At 63.6% G+C, this 18,062-nt stretch carries 12 protein-coding genes; 4 read left to right on the top strand and 8 right to left on the bottom strand.

Annotated features, from left to right (window positions below):
* Positions 1 to 7: 7 nt before the first annotated feature.
* From LOY37_RS18765 to LOY37_RS18755, 3 genes are all read right to left on the bottom strand, one after another.
* The gene (locus LOY37_RS18765) at positions 8 to 1,219 is read right to left on the bottom strand and encodes a NarK/NasA family nitrate transporter (protein ID WP_258715496.1); all 1,212 of its coding nucleotides are present in this window, start codon (positions 1,217 to 1,219) and stop codon (positions 8 to 10) included.
* A gap of 150 nt (positions 1,220 to 1,369) precedes the next feature.
* Complete coding sequence (locus tag LOY37_RS18760; protein ID WP_010223325.1) at positions 1,370 to 1,945, bottom strand: ANTAR domain-containing response regulator; 576 nt, start codon at positions 1,943 to 1,945, stop codon at positions 1,370 to 1,372.
* 14 nt (positions 1,946 to 1,959) lie between these two features.
* The gene (locus tag LOY37_RS18755; protein WP_093380693.1) at positions 1,960 to 3,174 is read right to left on the bottom strand and encodes a CmpA/NrtA family ABC transporter substrate-binding protein; all 1,215 of its coding nucleotides are present in this window, start codon (positions 3,172 to 3,174) and stop codon (positions 1,960 to 1,962) included.
* 152 nt (positions 3,175 to 3,326) lie between these two features.
* Here LOY37_RS18755 and LOY37_RS18750 point away from each other — a divergent pair, with 152 nt between their 5' ends.
* The gene (locus LOY37_RS18750) at positions 3,327 to 4,349 is read left to right on the top strand and encodes a quinone-dependent dihydroorotate dehydrogenase (RefSeq protein ID WP_045195001.1); all 1,023 of its coding nucleotides are present in this window, start codon (positions 3,327 to 3,329) and stop codon (positions 4,347 to 4,349) included.
* A 96-nt stretch (positions 4,350 to 4,445) separates the two neighbouring features.
* On the opposite strand, the gene rmf is transcribed toward LOY37_RS18750, so the two are convergent.
* On the bottom strand, positions 4,446 to 4,661 hold the full coding sequence (rmf, locus tag LOY37_RS18745; RefSeq protein WP_010223328.1) for a ribosome modulation factor: 216 nt from the start codon (positions 4,659 to 4,661) through the stop codon (positions 4,446 to 4,448).
* Positions 4,662 to 5,201: 540 nt separating this feature from the next.
* Between rmf and rlmKL the strand changes: the two genes are divergently transcribed.
* Together rlmKL and LOY37_RS18735 are read left to right on the top strand one after the other, a co-directional pair.
* Complete coding sequence (gene rlmKL, locus LOY37_RS18740) at positions 5,202 to 7,400, top strand: bifunctional 23S rRNA (guanine(2069)-N(7))-methyltransferase RlmK/23S rRNA (guanine(2445)-N(2))-methyltransferase RlmL (RefSeq protein WP_258715495.1); 2,199 nt, start codon at positions 5,202 to 5,204, stop codon at positions 7,398 to 7,400.
* A 102-nt stretch (positions 7,401 to 7,502) separates the two neighbouring features.
* On the top strand, positions 7,503 to 9,896 hold the full coding sequence (locus LOY37_RS18735; protein ID WP_093380699.1) for a diguanylate cyclase: 2,394 nt from the start codon (positions 7,503 to 7,505) through the stop codon (positions 9,894 to 9,896).
* Between the two features lie 7 nt (positions 9,897 to 9,903).
* Here the strand turns inward: LOY37_RS18735 and dacB are convergent, their stop codons facing one another.
* Positions 9,904 to 11,367, bottom strand: a complete 1,464-nt coding sequence (gene dacB, locus LOY37_RS18730) for a D-alanyl-D-alanine carboxypeptidase/D-alanyl-D-alanine-endopeptidase (RefSeq protein WP_045194994.1) — start codon at positions 11,365 to 11,367, stop codon at positions 9,904 to 9,906.
* A 214-nt stretch (positions 11,368 to 11,581) separates the two neighbouring features.
* On the opposite strand from dacB, the gene LOY37_RS18725 reads away from it, so the two are divergent.
* A complete protein-coding gene (locus LOY37_RS18725; RefSeq protein ID WP_195884699.1) occupies positions 11,582 to 11,926 on the top strand; it encodes a YggL family protein in 345 nt (114 codons plus the stop codon).
* A 60-nt stretch (positions 11,927 to 11,986) separates the two neighbouring features.
* On the opposite strand, the gene LOY37_RS18720 is transcribed toward LOY37_RS18725, so the two are convergent.
* The 3 genes from LOY37_RS18720 to LOY37_RS18710 all read right to left on the bottom strand — a co-directional run bounded on the left by LOY37_RS18720 (position 11,987) and on the right by LOY37_RS18710 (position 17,901).
* Positions 11,987 to 15,643, bottom strand: coding sequence for a transporter substrate-binding domain-containing protein (locus LOY37_RS18720; protein WP_258715494.1), 3,657 nt, complete (start codon positions 15,641 to 15,643; stop codon positions 11,987 to 11,989).
* An 8-nt stretch (positions 15,644 to 15,651) separates the two neighbouring features.
* Positions 15,652 to 16,278, bottom strand: a complete 627-nt coding sequence (locus LOY37_RS18715) for a response regulator transcription factor (protein ID WP_045194987.1) — start codon at positions 16,276 to 16,278, stop codon at positions 15,652 to 15,654.
* 291 nt (positions 16,279 to 16,569) lie between these two features.
* On the bottom strand, positions 16,570 to 17,901 hold the full coding sequence (locus LOY37_RS18710; RefSeq protein WP_093387412.1) for a deoxyguanosinetriphosphate triphosphohydrolase: 1,332 nt from the start codon (positions 17,899 to 17,901) through the stop codon (positions 16,570 to 16,572).
* Positions 17,902 to 18,062: the final 161 nt, after the last annotated feature.

Here is an 18,062-nt window from a genome sequence, read left to right as displayed (position 1 = left end):
GTCATCCTCAAACCCGCGCCGCAGTCACCGCTGCCGAGCCCCAGGTGGTGCGCCAGCGCTGCTTGACGCCGTGCAGGCCGAACCAGGCAAGAATGCCCAGGCTGGCGAACAGCCACAGGCCCAGCTGATAGTCGCCGCTGTGCTGTTTGATCGCCCCCAGGCCCGCAGCGAGCAGAAAGCCGCCGATGCCGCCGGCCATGCCGATCAGCCCGGTCATCACGCCGATTTCCTGGCGAAAGCGTTGCGGCACCAGTTGGAACACCGCGCCGTTGCCGGCACCCAGGCCGAGCATGGCGCTGACGAACAGGGCCAGGGCAGCCACTGCGCTGGGCAGGTTGAAGCCGACGGCGGCAATGCAGATGGCGGCAACGCTGTACATCGCCAGCAGGGTGCGGATGCCGCCGAAGCGATCGGCCAGGGCGCCGCCCAACGGGCGCATCAGGCTGCCGGCAAAGACGCAGGCGGCGGTGTAGTAGCCTGCGGTCACCGGGCTCAGGCCGTACTGGTCGTTGAAGTAGCCGGGCAGGGCACTGGCCAGGCCGATAAAGCCACCGAAGGTGACGCTGTAGAAGAACATGAACCACCAGCTGTCGCGATCGCCCAGGGCCTTGAGGTAGTCGGCCACGGCTTTCGGTTTGGGCCGTTCGGGGGCGTTGCGCGCCAGCAGGCTGAACAGCACCAGGGTCAGCAACAGCGGGATCACGGCAAAACCGAACACGTTGTTCCAGCCAAAGCCTGCGGCCAGGGCCGGGGCCAGCAGGGCGGCGAACACCGTGCCGGAGTTGCCGGCACCGGCGATGCCCATGGCCTTGCCCTGGTGCTGCGCCGGGTACCACTGCGAGGCCAGCGGCAGCGATACGGCAAACGAGGCGCCGGCAACGCCGAGGAACACCCCGAGCAACAAGGCTTGCTCATAACTGTGAATGCCCAGGCGCCAGGCGCAGAACAGTGCGACGATGACAATCACCTGGCCGATCAGCCCGGCGATCTTGGGTGACAGGCGGTCCACCAGCAGGCCCATGACAAAGCGCAGGATCGCCCCGGCCAGGATCGGCGTGGCCACCATCAGCCCGCGCTGCTGGGTGGTCAGTTGCAAGTCGGCGGCAATCTGCACCGCCAGCGGGCCGAGCAGGTACCAGACCATGAAGCTCAGGTCGAAATACAAAAAGGCGGCGAACAGGGTGGGGACATGCCCGGACTTCCAGAAACTCGTATTCATCGAACACCTCGTTGAACAGGGACGGAAACGAAAAAGACGTCGCCACCCGACCCGCTGGCGCGAGTGGGGGTGCGACGTCTTTGTCGTGAAGGGGGCAACCGCCGTTGGCTACCTGTGCTGTGGTGATAGCAAGAGCCGGGCCAGAGTGCTTCAGCCGAGCAGGTCGCTCATGGCAATGATCTGCTCGGCCACCTGGATCAGCTTCTGCTGCTTGCTCATGGCCTGGCGGCGCATCAGGGTGTAGGCCTGTTCTTCGTTGCAGTCCTTCATTTTCATCAACAGGCCCTTGGCCAGTTCGATGCGCTTGCGCTCTGCCAGTTGCTGGTCGCGGGCCTGCAGTTGGGCCTTGAGCGCCTGGTCGCTTTCAAAGCGGGCCATGGCCACATCGAGGATCGGCTGCAAGCGCGTAGCCTGGATGCCTTCGACAATGTAGGCGCTGACCCCCGCCTGGATCGCCTGGCGCATCACCCCGGGGTCGTGCTCGTCGGTGAACATGACGATCGGTCGCGGCCGGTCACGGCTGACCAGCACCACTTGCTCCATGACATCACGACCCGGTGACTCGGTATCGATCAGCACCACGTCCGGATGCACCGTTTCGACGCGTGCCGGCAGGTCGATGGTCAGGCCCGACTCTTCGATCACTTCGAAGCCGGCCTGGACCAGCGCAGCCTTGAGGCGACCGACTTTTTTCGCGGTGTCGTCGATTAGCAGGATTCGCAGCATGAGAGCGTCTCCGTTCAGCGTCGGGCGAGGGCGGCGGGCGGCTCGGCCAGCGCGTGCAGACGAAAGCTGCGGGCGTAGCCGTGCGGGTCGCTGCCATCCCAGCGGCTGCCATCGATCAGCTGGCTGCTACGCATGTCGGAACCTGCGCAGGGCACGCCGACCGCCGTGGCGGCGTCGCGGTACAGCGCCAGTTGCTGCACCTGGCGGGCTACGGCGAGGTAATCGGGGTCTTCACGCAGCAGGCCCCAGCGGCGGAATTGGGTCATGAACCACAGGCCATCGGACAGGTACGGCAAGTTGGCCCGGCCCTGGTCATACAGGCGCAAAGCGTGGCGATCCTGCCACTGGTTGCCCAGGCCGTCCTGGTAGTGGCCGAGCAGGCGCGGCTCGATGCTCGACAACGGCGCATCCAGGTAGGCCTTGCTGCTGAGCAGTTGCGCGGTGCTGCGGCGGTTTTCGCGGCTCTGCTCGATAAAGCGGCTGGCGGTCAGCACCGCCATCACCAGGGCCCGCGCACTGTTCGGATACTGTTCGACAAAGGCCCGGGTGCAACCCAGGACTTTTTCCGGGTGATCCGGCCAGATTGATTGGCTGGTGGCCAGGGTGAAGCCCTGGCCCTGTTCGATGGCGCCTGCCGACCAGGGTTCGCCGACGCAAAATCCGTCGATGCGTCCTGCTTGCAGGTGTGCGAGCATCTGGCCTGGCGGCACCACCACGCTGTTGACGTCATGCAAGGGGTGGATGCCCTGGCTGGCCAGCCAGTAATACAGCCACATGGCATGGGTGCCGGTAGGAAAAGTCTGTGCAAAGGTCAGTTTTGTCCTGCTTTGGTGCACGAAGCGCTCCAATGCCTCGGGACTGGTCACGCCCTGACGTTGCAGCGCAGCGGACAGATTGATGCCCTGGCCGTTCTGGTTCAGGCCCATCAGCACCGCCATGTCGGCGGCCGGACTACCGCCGATGCCCAGTTGCAGCGCGTAGATCAGGCCGTACAGGCTATGCGCGGCATCCAGCTCGCCGCTGGCCAGCTTGTCGCGCAGGCCGGCCCAGGAGCTCTGGCGCTGCAGGTTCAGGGTCAGGCCGTAGGTCTGGGCGAAACCCTGGGTCGCGGCCACCACCACCGAGGCACAATCGCTCAGGGCCATGAAACCGAGATTCAGGCAGGGCTTTTCCGGGGCATCGCTGCCGTTGACCCAGGCCAGCGAGGTTGCGGGAATAGGGTTGGTCACGTCATTGCGCCTGTGTCGAAGGTCAGGCCGTACCGCTCGCGTGGCAGGCGTTTGATCAGGGTGCAAGCAACGCATATGCCAAGGCGGCCCTGTCCCCCGGGCGACGCCACCGCTATAATCGCCCCCTCACTCACGTCGAGCTAAACCCGCCCATGTATACCCTGGCCCGCCAGCTGCTGTTCAAGCTCTCCCCGGAGACCTCCCATGACCTGTCCCTGGACCTGATCGGCGCCGGTGGCCGTCTGGGCCTCAACGGCTTGCTGACCAAGGCGCCGGCTTCCTTGCCGGTCACTGTCATGGGCCTGAACTTCGCCAACCCGGTCGGGCTGGCGGCGGGTCTGGACAAGAACGGCGCGGCCATCGACGGTTTTGCCCAGCTGGGTTTCGGTTTTGTCGAGATCGGCACCGTCACCCCGCGTCCACAGCCGGGCAACCCCAAGCCGCGCCTGTTCCGCCTGCCGGAAGCCGAAGCGATCATCAACCGCATGGGCTTCAACAACCTGGGTGTCGACAACCTGCTCAACCGTGTGCGCGCCGCCAAATACAGCGGCATCCTCGGCATCAATATTGGCAAGAACTTCGACACTCCGGTCGAGCGCGCGGTCGACGATTACCTGATCTGCCTCGACAAGGTCTACGACCAGGCCAGCTACATCACCGTCAACGTCAGCTCGCCGAACACCCCGGGCCTGCGCAGCCTGCAGTTCGGTGATTCGCTCAAGCAACTGCTCGACGCCCTGGCCGAGCGCCGCTCGCAACTGGTGACCGAACGCGGCAAGCATGTGCCGTTGGCGATCAAGATCGCCCCGGACATGAGCGACGAAGAAACCGCGCTGGTCGCCGCAGCCCTGGTCGAGTCGGGTATGGACGCGGTGATCGCCACCAATACCACCCTCGGCCGTGAAGGCGTCGAAGGCCTGCAGCATGGTGACGAAGCAGGCGGCCTGTCGGGCGCGCCGGTGCTGGAAAAAAGCACCCATATCGTCAAGGTGCTGGCTGGCGAGCTGGGCGGCAAGTTGCCGATCATCGCCGCGGGCGGGATTACCGAAGGCAAGCATGCGGCGCAGAAGATTGCTGCCGGTGCCAGCCTGGTACAGATCTACTCGGGGTTCATCTACAAGGGCCCGGCCCTGATCCGCGAGGCAGTGGACGCCATCGCCGCCATGGGGCGCTGAAACCGCAGGCATAAAAAAGGGCCCCCTCAAGGGGCCCCTGGGCCTCAGCCCGCCGCCCGGATAGGGCGCGCATGGTAATCGGATTCAGTTCCTCGTTCAGCCAACGGCGTGAAGTTCGTTGAGTCTATGGATACCCGCAGTGCCGGTCATACCGTCCCAGTTGTCGCCGCGTCCTTCGCGCCAGCCATTGATCCATGCCTGGCGTACAGACGGTAGAGTAAAGGGGCAAAGCTCGCGGGATTTGCCGGTGACCCCATATTGGTAGCCACGTGAAAAAGCTCGTTCCAACGGATCACGCTTAAGTCTTCTCATAGGGTGTTGCCCTCACTTGTTGACTGTAATGTCCCGTCGACCTCTAGAAGGTCGGGCAGAATCGTTCTGCCGGTTTGCGCTCGCTGCCGGCGTCGCGAGCGGATGTGTTGCCCCGTTGCGGTGACAACCTGAGACCAGTTCTAACCAATGCAGGACACAGTGTGAATGATCGTTTTGTCATAAGGACGTAACCTTTCATAGGGTCACAGGATAAGTAAATAAATGCGTCTGATTAGGATCTGGCGCAAAGCCCGCTATGATCAGGGTTTGACCTGCTGCAAAGTCATCTGGCCATCGCTGTGTGATAATTTGTAACAACACCGGCAAAACGACGAAGGGTCATTTTTCCCGGTTCTTTGCCTGAATTTTTCGTTCTGCCCGGCAATCAAAGACTTTTCAGCCCTCGGCAAAAGTCGGATTGGCGGGCGGCCCGGCGCGAGATAAAGCGCCACTCGAACGCTGTGGAAAGGCGTTCGATTAAACATCGGAAGGGCGATGCGCTTGCCTCTCCACTTTATTGCTCAAGGCTCTGGATACCCCATGTCGGACCGTTTCGAACTTTACCTCACCTGTCCCAAAGGCCTTGAAGGCCTGCTTGCCGAAGAAGCCCGCGGCCTCGGCCTTGAAGAAGTGCGCGAGCACACTTCGGCGATCCGCGGCACGGCCGACATGGAAACCGCCTACCGGCTGTGCCTGTGGTCGCGCCTGGGCAACCGCGTACTGCTGGTGCTCAAGCGCTTCAACATGAAGAACGCCGACGACCTCTACGACGGCGTCAACGAAGTCGAGTGGCAGGATCACCTGGAGGCCAGCGGCTCGCTGGCGGTGGAATTCAGCGGCCACGGCTCGGGTATCGACAACACCCACTTCGGCGCCTTGAAGGTCAAGGATGCAATTGTCGACAAGCTGCGTACCAGCAGCGGCGAGCGCCCGTCGGTCGACAAGCTCAACCCGGACCTGCGCGTGCACCTGCGCCTGGAGCGTGGCGAGGCGATCCTGTCCCTGGACCTGTCCGGCCACAGCCTGCACCAGCGCGGCTACCGCCTGCAGCAAGGTGCGGCGCCGCTCAAGGAAAACCTCGCGGCCGCGGTGTTGATCCGCGCTGGCTGGCCACGCATCGCTGCCGAGGGCGGCGCCCTGGCCGACCCGATGTGTGGTGTGGGGACCTTCCTGGTCGAAGCCGCAATGATCGCCGCCGATATCGCACCGAACCTGCGCCGCGAGCGTTGGGGCTTCAGCGCCTGGCTCGGCCACGTGCCGGCCCTCTGGCGCAAACTCCATGATGAGGCGCTGGCCCGTGCCGAAGCCGGCCTGGCCCGCCCGCCGCTGTGGATTCGCGGCTATGAGGCCGACCCGCGGCTGATCCAGCCGGGCCGCAACAACGTTGAGCGCGCCGGCCTGAGTGACTGGGTGAAGATCTACCAGGGCGAAGTCGGCAGCTTCGAGCCGCGCCCGGACCAGAACCAGAAAGGCCTGGTGATCTGCAACCCGCCGTACGGCGAGCGCCTGGGCGACGAAGCGAGCCTGCTGTACCTCTACCAGAACCTCGGCGAGCGCCTGCGTCAGGCCTGCCTGAACTGGGAAGCGGCGGTGTTCACCGGCGCCCCGGACCTGGGCAAGCGCATGGGCATCCGCAGCCACAAGCAATATGCCTTCTGGAACGGCGCCTTGCCGTGCAAGCTGCTGCTGATCAAGGTTCAGCCCGACCAGTTCGTCACCGGCGAGCGCCGTCAGCCCGAGCGCAATGGCGAAGCAGCCGAACCGCGTACCCCGGCCGCCGTGGCCAGTGAGCCGGCACGCCTGAGCGAGGGCGGGCAGATGTTCGCCAACCGCCTGCAGAAGAACCTCAAGCAACTGGGCAAGTGGGCCAAGCGCGAGAACGTCAGTTGCTACCGCCTGTACGATGCCGACATGCCCGAGTACGCCCTGGCCATCGACCTGTACCAGGACTGGGTGCACGTGCAGGAATACGCCGCGCCGCGCTCGATCGACCCGGAAAAGGCCCAGGCGCGTCTGTTCGACGCCCTGGCAGCGATCCCTCAGGCCCTGGGCATCGACCAGAGCCGCGTGGTGGTCAAGCGTCGCGAGCGTCAGAGCGGTACCCGCCAGTACGAGCGCCAGAGCGCCCAGGGGCAGTTCCTCGAAGTGCAGGAAGGCGGCGTCAAGCTGCTGGTCAACCTCACCGATTACCTCGACACCGGGCTGTTCCTCGACCACCGCCCGATGCGCCTGCGCATTCAGCGCGAGGCTGCCGGCAAGCGCTTCCTCAACCTGTTCTGCTACACCGCCACCGCCAGTGTGCATGCGGCCAAGGGCGGCGCGCGCAGCACCACCAGTGTTGACCTGTCCAAGACTTACCTGGACTGGGCGCGGCGCAACCTGTCGCTCAATGGCTTCTCGGACAAGAATCGCCTGGAGCAGGGCGATGTCATGGCCTGGCTGCAAGCCTGTCGCGAGGAATACGAGCTGATCTTCATCGATCCGCCGACCTTCTCCAACTCCAAGCGTATGGAAGGCGTGTTCGACGTGCAGCGCGATCATGTCGAGTTGCTTGACCTGGCCGTGGCGCGCCTGGCGCCGGGCGGTGTGCTGTACTTCTCGAACAACTTCCGCAAGTTCCAGCTCGACGAAAACCTGGCTGAGCGCTACGCGGTGGAAGAGATCAGTGTCCAGACCCTGGACCCGGACTTTGCCCGTAACAGCAAGATTCACCGGGCCTGGAAAATTCAGGCGCGCTGATTGGCTGATTGTCGAGGGTGATGATTGCTACGTTAATGGCTAATGGCTATAACTCAATCAGAGCCCGCGATCCGCTGGACGCTGGCGTTTTGAGTGCTTTCTATGTCGATGCACGCCGCTCGTCCGAAGATGCTCGGCTTTGTCAGCGAGGAAGTGTCCGCCTGGCTGGTGGCCGGCGTGGCATTTGTCGCCGGCGGCCTGTTGACTGCGCTGCTGGCGCTGGCCACCCATGACCTGTACCGCCAGCAGTTGCGTCAACGCTTCGAACTGCTCGCCAGTGAGCGTTACAGCCGTATCGAAGAGCGTTTCGAGGACCAGGTGCAGCGTCTCGATGGCTTGCGCCGCTTCTTCGTGTTCTCCGAAAGCGTCACTCTCGCCGAGTTCAACGGCTACGCCAAGCCCCTGTTGTACCGGACCCAGGCCTACGCCTGGGCGCCGCGGGTGGCGGGCGATGAGCGTCAAGCGTTTGAGCGCAGCGCCGCGCAACTCCTCGGCAAGCCCTTTGCCATCCACGAACTGAATGACGCTGGCAGCCTGCAGGTAGCGGCTGAGCGTGCGCTCTATTACCCACTGTTGTACACCCAGGCCTCCAGCCACCAGGTCCAGCCCCTGGGTCTGGACATGCTCTCCCAGCCGCTGCGCCAGGCGGCCCTCGACCGTGCCCGCCAGCCCGGCAGCATGGCGGTGTCGGCACCCTTGAACCTGACCCATGTCGACCCGGCCTTCGCCCGCGGGGTATTGATGGTGGCGCCCGTTTTTGCCCCGGGCAGCGCCGCCGCCCCACCAGATGGCTACGTACTGGCGGTGATCAGCCTGCAGCAGCTGATGGCCGAGGGGCTGCCCAACCCGAGCGAGGACAACCTGGTGGTGCGCATTCTTGATCTGTCCGGGCAGGGCCAGCATGAGGTGTTGTTCCAATCCGGCAACCAGGGGGCCGACACCGATCTGACCGCCACCCACCTGTTGCGCCTGGCCGATCACGACTATCAACTGGATATCCAGCCCAGCCTTGCCTTCATGGACGCCAATCGCTCCTCGGCGGTCGTTGCCGTGGTGCTGCTTGGCGGCCTGCTCAGCCTGTTGCTCAGCGCCTTGCTGTTCAGCCTGTTCGGCCAGCGCCAGCGTGCCCTGACCCTGGTCGAGCAGCGCACCGCCGAGTTGCGCGTCAGCGAACAGTCGCTGCGCGATACCCACAACCAGCTGCGCAGCGTGCTCGATGCCGCCACCCAGGTGGCGATCATTGCCACCAGCCTGCGCGGGGTGATCAGTACCTTTAACGCTGGCGCCGAACGCATGCTCGGCTACCACAGCGCTGAAGTCATCGGCCGCCTGACCCTGGAAGAGCTGGTCTCGCCAGAGGAGCTGCAGGCCCGGGCCCGCGCCTTGAGCCAGCGTTATGGGCGCGAGGTCAGCCCGGCCCAGGCGATGTTCGCCGAGACCGTCCAGGAGGGTGAGAGCGAGCCTGGTGAGTGGACCCTGTTGCGCAAGGATGGCAGCCACCTGCTGGCTAACATGATGGTCAGCGCGGTGCTCGATGAGCACGGCCTGTGGGTCGGCCACCTGGCCATCTGCATCGACGTTACCGAGCGCAAGCGCGTGCATGAGGCCCTGGCGGCCCGCGACCGGTTGCTGGAAAAGCTCAGCGCCGAGGTGCCCGGCGGCATTTACCAGTTTCGCCTCGACCCCGACGGCAGCTCGTGCTTCAGCTATGCCAGCGAGGGCTTGCGCGATATCTACGAGATCGAACCGCAGCGCCTGCGCGAGGACGCCACGGCCGTGTTCGAGCGTATCCACCCCGATGACCTGGAACGGGTGCGCGCCTCGATCCGCTATTCCGCTGATCACCTCACGCCCTGGCGCGAAGAGTACCGGGTGCTGCTGCCGGTGGCCGGGATGCGCTGGATCCGCGGCGAAGCCACGCCGGAGCCGGCCGAGCAGGGCGGTACTCTGTGGCACGGCTACCTGACTGATATCTCCGATCTGAAGCGCGTCGAGGAGGAGCTGCGGGCGTTGTCGGTAACCGACTCACTGACCGGCATTCACAACCGCCGCTACTTTCAGGAGCGGCTCAAGGCCGAGCTTGAGCGGGCCCAGCGCGACAGCCAGGACCTGGCGGTGATCATGCTCGATATCGACCACTTCAAGCGCATCAACGACTTGTACGGCCATGCCGTGGGCGATCATGTGCTGCGCAGCCTGTGCCAGCGCATCAATCACCGCCTGCGCCGTACCGATGTGTTCTGCCGCCTGGGTGGCGAGGAATTCATGGTGTTGTGCCCGGGCAGCAATGCCGAGCAGGCCTACAGCCTGGCCATGGAGCTCTGGCAGGGCCTGCGCAGCGTGCCGGTGGACGGGGTGGGGATGGTCACGGCGAGTTTCGGCGTGGCCGGCTGGCGCCCGGGGGAGGGCGCCGATGCCTTGCTGCTACGCGCCGACTCGGGGGTCTACGCGGCCAAGCAGGCTGGCCGCGACCGGGTCGAGGGCGAACTGCCCTGAGTCAGGCTCAGGGCTGAACGGCGGCGGTGCTGTTGACCAGTTTCGGCTGGCGGTACAGGTCGAGCAGGACCTGGTCGAGCACGGCAGAAGCCCCCCAGGGTTTGGGGTCGTTGAGGATCGCCGCGACCGCCCAGGTGTTGCCGTTGCTGTCGCGGCTGAAGCCGGCGATGGCGCGCACGGTGTTCAGGGTGCCGGTCTTGATGTGCGCCTCACCGGTCATGGCGGTGCGCTTGAGGCGCTTGCGCATGGTGCCGTCCATGCCCACCAGCGGCATCGAGCTGATGAACTCGGCAGCGTACGGGCTGTTCCAGGCCGCTTGCAGCAGGGCGGCCATTTCCCGGGTGCTGACCCGTTCGGCGCGGGACAGGCCCGAGCCGTTTTCCATGATCAGGTGCGGCGCGGTGATGCCCTTTTTCGCCAGCCACTGGCGCACCACGCGTTGGGCGGCGCGGGCGTCGTCGCCGTCGGCGTCGGTACGGAACTGCGCGCCCAGGCTCAGGAACAGCTGCTGGGCCATGGTGTTGTTACTGTATTTGTTAATGTCGCGGATGATTTCCACCAGGTCCGGGGAGTAGGCGCGGGCCAGCAGACGCGCGCTTTTCGGCACGTTGTCGACCCGGTCACGGCCCTGGATGCTACCCCCCAGTTCGTTCCAGATGGCGCGCACGGCGCCGGCGGCGTAGGTCGGGTGATCGAGCAGCGACAGGTAGGTCTGCGAGTTGCAGCCATCACCCAGCTGGCCGCTGACCACGACGCTGACGCCGTCAGCTTGCACCACCGGGTTGTAGCGCACGTCGCCGCTGCACTGCTTGGTGTTGACCGCCTTGACCTGGTTGTCGATGCGGATGTTGGCAATCGGCGGCTCGACTGACACCAGCACCTTGCCCCCATCGTTGCGGGCGACGAAGCGCAGCGCCTTGAGGTTGATCAGCAGCGAGTCGGGCTTGACCAGGAAGGGTTTGTTTTCGTCGCCACCATCATCGTTGAACTGCGGCAGTTGTGGCTGGATGAAGTGGCTGCGGTCGAGCACCAGGTCACCGCTGATGGTCTGTACGCCATTGGCGCGCAGGTCGCGCATCAGCAGCCAGAGCTTTTCCATGTTCAGCTTCGGGTCGCCGCCGCCCTTGAGGTACAGGTTGCCCTGCAGCACGCCGTTGCGCAGCGGACCGTCGCTGTAGAACTCGGTTTTCCACTGGTGGGTGGGGCCGAGCATTTCCAGGGCGGCGTAGGTGGTGACCAGCTTCATGGTCGAGGCCGGGTTGACCGAGACATCGGCATTGAACACGGTCGGTGTGCCCGGGCCGTTGAGCGGCAGCATGACCAGCGACAGGGCCGAGTCCTGCAATTTGTTGGTTTTCAGCGCCTGCTGCACTTTTGGCGAAAGCGTGGTGTTGACCGCGGCGGCGTGGCTGGAAAGCGCCAGGGGCATCAGCAGGCCGGCAAGCAGAAGAGGGCGAAGAGATCTGATCATGTGCGATAAAACCCTGCGAGCGAGGGGTGAAAAAAACGGAGCGAAAAAAGGTGAAGGCCCCGATACGGAAAAATATAGCGCGCATTATGCCCCAAGCAGAACGCCCATGGGCCTGTGAATACAGGATCAAACAACAGCTTATCGGCTTTTATTCCGGCAATCGCGCGGTGAAACTGGTAAAGTGCCGCGCGTTAATACTCAAGAGGATTGTTTCATGGCCACTAACCGTTCCCGCCGTCTGCGCAAAAAACTCTGCGTGGATGAATTCCAGGAGCTGGGTTTTGAGCTGAACCTGGATTTCAAGGAAGATCTGTCCGACGAAGCCATTGACGCCTTCCTCGATGCATTCCTGGCTGACGCCATGGATGCCAATGGTCTGGACTATGTTGGCGGCGACGACTTCGGTCTGGTCTGCAAGGCCACCCGTGGTTCTGTCACTGAAGAGCAGCGCGCTGCTGTTGAAGCCTGGCTCAAGGGCCGCAGCGAACTGACCAAGATTGAAGTCAGCCCGTTGCTGGACGCCTGGTATCCGGAAAAATCGGTCAACCCGGCTTCCTGATCCTGCTGAAACGGCGGCCCCAGTGGCCGCCGTTTTCGTTTCTGCTCCCCCGCCGCCTGTTCAGGTGGTGCCGCTGGAACAGCGCTGCTCCGGCAAGTGTTCGTGCAAATACCCTTGTAATGCCTGCTCAAGCACCGAGAGGATGTGCAGGATCTGCCGTTGCCGACGCTCCAGCATGGCCGGCGCCAGGTTGGCCTGGCAATCGGCCTCGAGCTGTTCGCAGGCGTGGATCAGGCCGTTGGCCTGAATGATCCGCGCCGGGCCGAGAATCTTGTGCGCCTGGCTCATCATTTGCGCTACATCGCGGCCAGGGTCGAGCGCCTTGAGTTGGGCGCCGTCGCGCTTGAAGCTGCGCAGCAGTTCTTCAAGCAACTGGCGCAGGTCGTTGATGCTGTTGCCGACCACAGGCTCCAGCCCTTGCAGATCGAACGGCAACTGCGCAGGCGGCGCCGGCCGGGCGCTCATCAGTGGCGCCCGGGCCAGGCGCTGGCCCAAGGCGTTGAGGCTGATAGGCTTGAGCAAACAATCATCCATGCCGACCTGGCGACAACGTTCGCGCACTTCCGGCTGGGCATTGGCGGTGTAGCCGAGAATGGTGCAGGGTGACCATTGGTACTGTCGCTCGTGGTCGCGCAACGCCTGGGTGAACTGGTAGCCGTTCATTTGCGGCATGTTGCAGTCGACGATTACCACATCGAAGTGCGCCTGACGCCAGGCGTTGAGGCCGCTGAAACCATTGTCGGCACTGGCGTGTTCGAGCCCGAGAAAGTTCAACTGCTGGGCGATCAGCAGCAGGTTTGCCGGATGGTCATCGATCACCAGGATCCGCAGCGCTGGCAGCACCGCACAGGGCACCGCTACGGGGGAGTCCGGCTTGGCCGTTTCAGCCAGCAGGGTCAGGGGCATGCTGATGCACGCACGGGTGCCCTGGCCGAACACGCTGTGCAAGCTCAGGTTGCCGCCCATCGACTGGCACAGGTCGCGGCTGATGGCCAGGCCCAGGCCGGTGCCGCTGCGGGCCAGGTTGCTGTCCGGATCGGCCTGGGCGAAGGGCAGGAACAGGCGCTGCTGGTCTTGCGGGCGAATGCCGATGCCGCTGTCCTCGACCGTTATCTTCAGGGTCGGGTGATCCGCTTGCGGGCCGGGCTCCAGAACCAGGTGCACAGTGACCTGACCCTGTTCGGTGAACTTGATCGCATTGCTGACCAGGTTGGAAAGAATCTGCTTGAACCGCAGCGGGTCGAGCAATACTTCGCAGCGTGCTTGCGTGGCGATGTCCAGGTTCAGGCGCAGGTCTTTCTGGCGGGCCACGCCATCGAACACGCGCCCGACCGACTCGACCAGCTCGGCCAGGTTAACGGGCTCTGGTGCCAGGCTCAGGTGGCCGGACTCGATACGGGCCATGTCGAGAATGTCGCCGATCAAGGCCAGCAGTTCTCTCGCCGAGTTGTAGGCCACTTCGATGGCCGGTCGGTCGATATGCCCCTGGTCGCCCCGTTTGAGGGTCAGTTCGAGCATGCCGATGATGGCGTTCATCGGCGTGCGGATTTCGTGGCTGATGGTCGCCAGGAACACGCTTTTGGCGCGATTGGCATCGTCGGCGCGTTGCTTGGCCAGGCGCAGGTCCTGGATCAGCTGGCGGCGCTCGCTGATGTCGATCCAGCCGCCAATGATGCCCTGTACTTCGCCAAGCGAGTCGCGGTAAGGCAGGATCCAGTGATAGATGGTCAGTTCCCGTTCCCTGAGCAGCAGGGGCCGGTCAACGATCAGCGGAATGCCTTCGCGCATGACCTTCTGGTAATCGGCCTGGATCTGGCTGGCATAGCAGCTGTCGCCCAGGGTGCTGTCCTGGATGCGCTTGCCGAGGACGTCCTCAAGGCGCGCCTGCACCGCTTCCAGGTAACTGTCGTTGCAGCTTTGCAGCAACCCGGCACGATCGCGAACGTACATCGGGTGGGGGGTACCGTTGAGCAGTGCGCGCATGAACTCGAGCTGGTCGTTGAGGGCGCGCTCGGCGGCCTCGCGCTGCTTGATCTGGCGGCGCATCCAGGCGTTCCAGGCCAGCGACAGCAGCAACAGCAGGCTGGTACCCAGTACAACCTGGAGGATCAGGCGCTGGTACTTCTGCCAATAGGCGTCGGTTTCGGTACTGTAGCCACGCCAGCGGCTGTTGATGATGCCCAGCTCTTCCGGGGCGATGCTCAGCAACGCCTTGTCGAGGATTGACGCCAGCTCCTGGGCGCCTCGCGCCGTGGCCATGGCGAAGGTCGCAGGCTCGGCGCCGACCGAGGCGCGGATCGTCAGGTCGCGCTGGGAGGCCAGGCTGAAGTTGGCGTTGATCAGCGCGGTGATGGCCGCATCGACATGCCCGCTGGCCAGCAGTGAGGTTGAGAAGAAGGTGCTTTCCGTTTCGATCAGCTGGATGCCGGGAAAACGCTGGCGCAAGTCTTCGAACAGCGGGCTGTCGCGGGTCAGGGCCAGGCGCCGGCCGTTCATCTGCTCCAGCGAGTCCGGCTGGTCGCTGCCTTTGCGTGTCAGTAGGACGTAGGAGTTTTCCAGGTAGGGGCGGCTGATCGCCAGGGTGCCCGCGCGCCGCGGGCTGGGGGAAATTGCCGCAATGACATCGGCCTGGTCATGGTTGAGGCGGTCGATCATGTCACTGATGCCGCTGGCCCGTTGTACCTCGAAACGCAACCCGGTGCGCAGGCGGATCAGCTCCAGCAGATCGGCGGCGATGCCGCGAAAATTGCCGGCGCTGTCAAAAAAAGTCAGCGGCGCGGCGGTTTCGTTGACCACCACGCGCACCACCGGGTGGCCGCTGAGCCAGCGCTCTTCGCGTTGCGACAGCTGCAGCTTGCGGTCGGTGAGCAGCACGTCGCTGCCGGCGCTCCAGCGTTTGAAGATGCTTTCGCGGGTGCTGCTGGAGACGCTGTCGAGGGTGGCGTTGATCAGTTCCAGCAAAGGCTGGTTGCTGCGCTGCACGGCAAAGCTGAAACCGACCGGTTCGTGCTTGCCGAAATTGGCCATCTTGATGTTCTGCAAATGGCCCTGGTTGATCAGGTAATGGGTCGAGATGGTGTCACCGAGAAACACATCGGCCTGATCGAAGGCCACGGCGTTGAGGGCGTTCTGGTAGGAGGGGTAGGACTGGATGGTGGCGTCCGGATAACTGGCCAGTACCTCGTCCATCGGCAGGTAGTGATAGACCATGCTCAGGCGCAGGCCGGCCAGGCCCATGTCGAGCGGGCGCGCCTCGTTCTCGCGGGTGACCAGCACCGGCTGGTCGACCGCGTAGGGCTTGGACAGGGCAATGCCGGGAGTTGCCGCCTCGTAGCCGTTGGTGCTGCCCAGCAGGTCGATCTGCCCTTGGGCCAGGGCCTTGACCGCATCCTGGCGGGTGGCGAAGCGCTTTACCTGGATGGGCAGGTCCAGGGCTGAGCCAATCAACCCGGCGAAATCGGCGGTCAGGCCTTCGTAGTCCCGGCCGCTGGCGGTCATGTCGAACGGCGGGTAGTCCGGCGCCGAAGTGCCCAGTACCAGCTGGCCCTTGCCCTTGATCCACAGGCGCTGGGCCGGGGTCAGCGACAGTTGCATGGCAATCGGCCCGGCCCGGCTGAACAGGGTGAACGGGCTGGCGGCGACTTCGTCTGCCTGCGTGACATGGCTCAGGCAGGCCAATACGCCGCACAACAACAGGGTCAGGCGCTGCCTAAGCATGAGTGGCCTCACACCAGTGCATTGCGTTTGGCCATTTCAATCAGTTCGACCAGCGAGCTGGCCTTGAGCTTTTGCATCAGCCGTTTCTTGTAGGTGCTGACAGTTTTGTTGCTGAGAAACATGCCCTGGGCAATTTCCTTATTGCTTCGGCCTTGGGCAAATAGTTGCAGCACCATTAACTCGCGGTCATTGACCTGTTTGAAAAGGTCCAGTTCCGAGGCGCAATCTTCGTGTTTGCGTGGCGGATTGATCGCTTGGCTGGGGAAGTAGTTATAACCGGAAAGCACCGCTTTTATCGCACTGAGCAGTTCACTGAGATCTTCTTGTTTGCACACATAGCCGGCAGCACCGGAGTGCATGCAGCGAATGGCAAAGAGTGCCGGCGATTGTGCGGTCAATATCAGGATTTTCAGCGGGATGCCCATGGCGTGAAAGCGTGAGAGCACTTCCAGCCCATCGAGCCGGGGGATGCTGATGTCGAGGATGATCAGGTCCGGCAGGCATTCGCGGACCATTTGCATGGCGTCTACGCCGTTGTCCGATTCGCCGACGACGCGATAGCCCTCATTCTCCAGAAGCATGCGCACCGCCAGGCGGATGACCGGGTGATCGTCGACGATGAATACAGAGTACATGGTGAAGTTTCCATAAAGGTGCCAGAGGGAGAAACGGCACCTTAGCGCAGATAGAACAGGTCGCACATGAACTCAAGGGGAGTTAAATGATATATAGGAAAAGTCCTACTGGTTTTGAAATGTAGGATTACAGGGGTTTCTGTATGGTGGCAGTGTCAATAGTGTTGATAGTAAGTTGATGTTGCGAAGGATAAGGTAAGTTTATTGTTGTTTGCAGTGTGTAGGTGGTTTCTCACATCTTATCGGCGAAATCGTACTGCCCGAATGCAGGGCAGTACGCTGTGGTCGCGATCAGGTCGGGCTTGAGCGGCCGGTCATTTCGCGGGCCATTTCGCTGGCATAGCTGTCGGTCATCCCGGCGATGAAGTCGATCATGCGCAGGAACGAGCTGTGCAGCGAGGCGTCAGGGTCGGGTGCGTTCTTGCCGAGCAGGTCGAGGATGCGCCGGCTCTTGAACGACGGCGTGCGTCCGCCATGTTGCTCAAGGGCCGCCCCACAGAACGAGTTGAGCAAAATCTCCAGGGTGGTGTAGGCGCCAATTTCGTGCAGGGTCTTGCGTTTATCCTGGAAGATTTTCTTGCGCGCAATGTCCTTGGCCTGCAGCACGCAGCGTTTGGCCGGGCCGTGCATGTGTTCGACCAGATCGCCGCCGAGGGTGCCGGCCAGCAGGGCGTCCTGTTGCTCGACAAAGGCGCGTGCGGCGGCGTTGGTCAGATGTTCGATGGCCTTGCCACGCAGGATCGCCAGCTTGCGTCGGCGCGAATCGTCGGGGCCCAGCTGGCGATAGGTTTCCGGCAGGTCGTCGCCCACCAGGCTGAGCAACAGCGACTCGACCTCGGCATAGTCGAGCAGGTCCATTTCCAGGCCGTCCTCGAGGTCGATCAGCGCATAGCAGATGTCATCTGCAGCCTCCATCAGGTACACCAGCGGATGACGCGCCCAGCGTTGCTCTTCAAGCTGCGGCAGACCGAGCTTGCGGGCGATCTGTTCAAGCAGCGCCAGTTCGCTCTGGTAACAGCCGAACTTGTGCTTCTTGTAGCCCAGGGCGTCGGCATGGCGGGCGGTCCAGGGGTACTTTAGGTAGGTGCCGAGGGTGGCATAGGTCAGCCGGGTGCCGCCGTCGAACTGGTGGTATTCGAGCTGGGTAAGCACGCGAAAGCCCTGGGCGTTGCCTTCGAAGTTGAGGAAGTCGGCGCGTTCGGCCTCGCTCATGGCGTCGAGCCAGCCACGCCCGGCGGCCTGCTGGAACCAGTGGCGGATGGCGTCTTCGCCGGAGTGGCCGAACGGCGGGTTGCCGATGTCATGGGCCAGGCAGGCGGACTGCACGACCATGCCCAGGTCGCTGGGTTCGCACCATTGCGGCAGGCTGGCGCGCAGGGTTTCGCCGACGCGCATGCCCAATGAGCGGCCGACGCAGCTGACTTCCAGGGAGTGGGTCAGGCGGGTGTGGATGTGGTCGTTGCTGGACACCGGATGAACCTGGGTTTTGCGCCCCAGGCGGCGGAAGGCGCCAGAGAAGATGATCCGGTCGTGGTCTTTGTGGAACGGGCTGCGGCCGAGTTCTTCGGGGCTGTGCAGGGGTTTGCCGAGGCGTTCGCGGGTGAGCAGGGTGTGCCAATCCAAGGCCATTTCTCCGGTGCGGGGGGCAGGGGGGTAGCTTCGGGGTTTGGCGCTGGGGGTGCAAGTGGCTTGGTGGGCTTATCCGTTTGGGGTGGGGGATCTGCGGGCCCCTTCCGCCCTTACGGCGGCTTACTTTTTTCAGTCGAAAAAAAAGTAAGCAAAAA

The organism is Pseudomonas sp. B21-012, assembly GCF_024749305.1.
In the GTDB taxonomy this organism is placed as follows: Bacteria; Pseudomonadota; Gammaproteobacteria; order Pseudomonadales; family Pseudomonadaceae; genus Aquipseudomonas.
The sequence above is the reverse complement of the archived record's forward strand: the minus strand, read 5'-3'. Positions and strand labels throughout refer to the sequence as shown.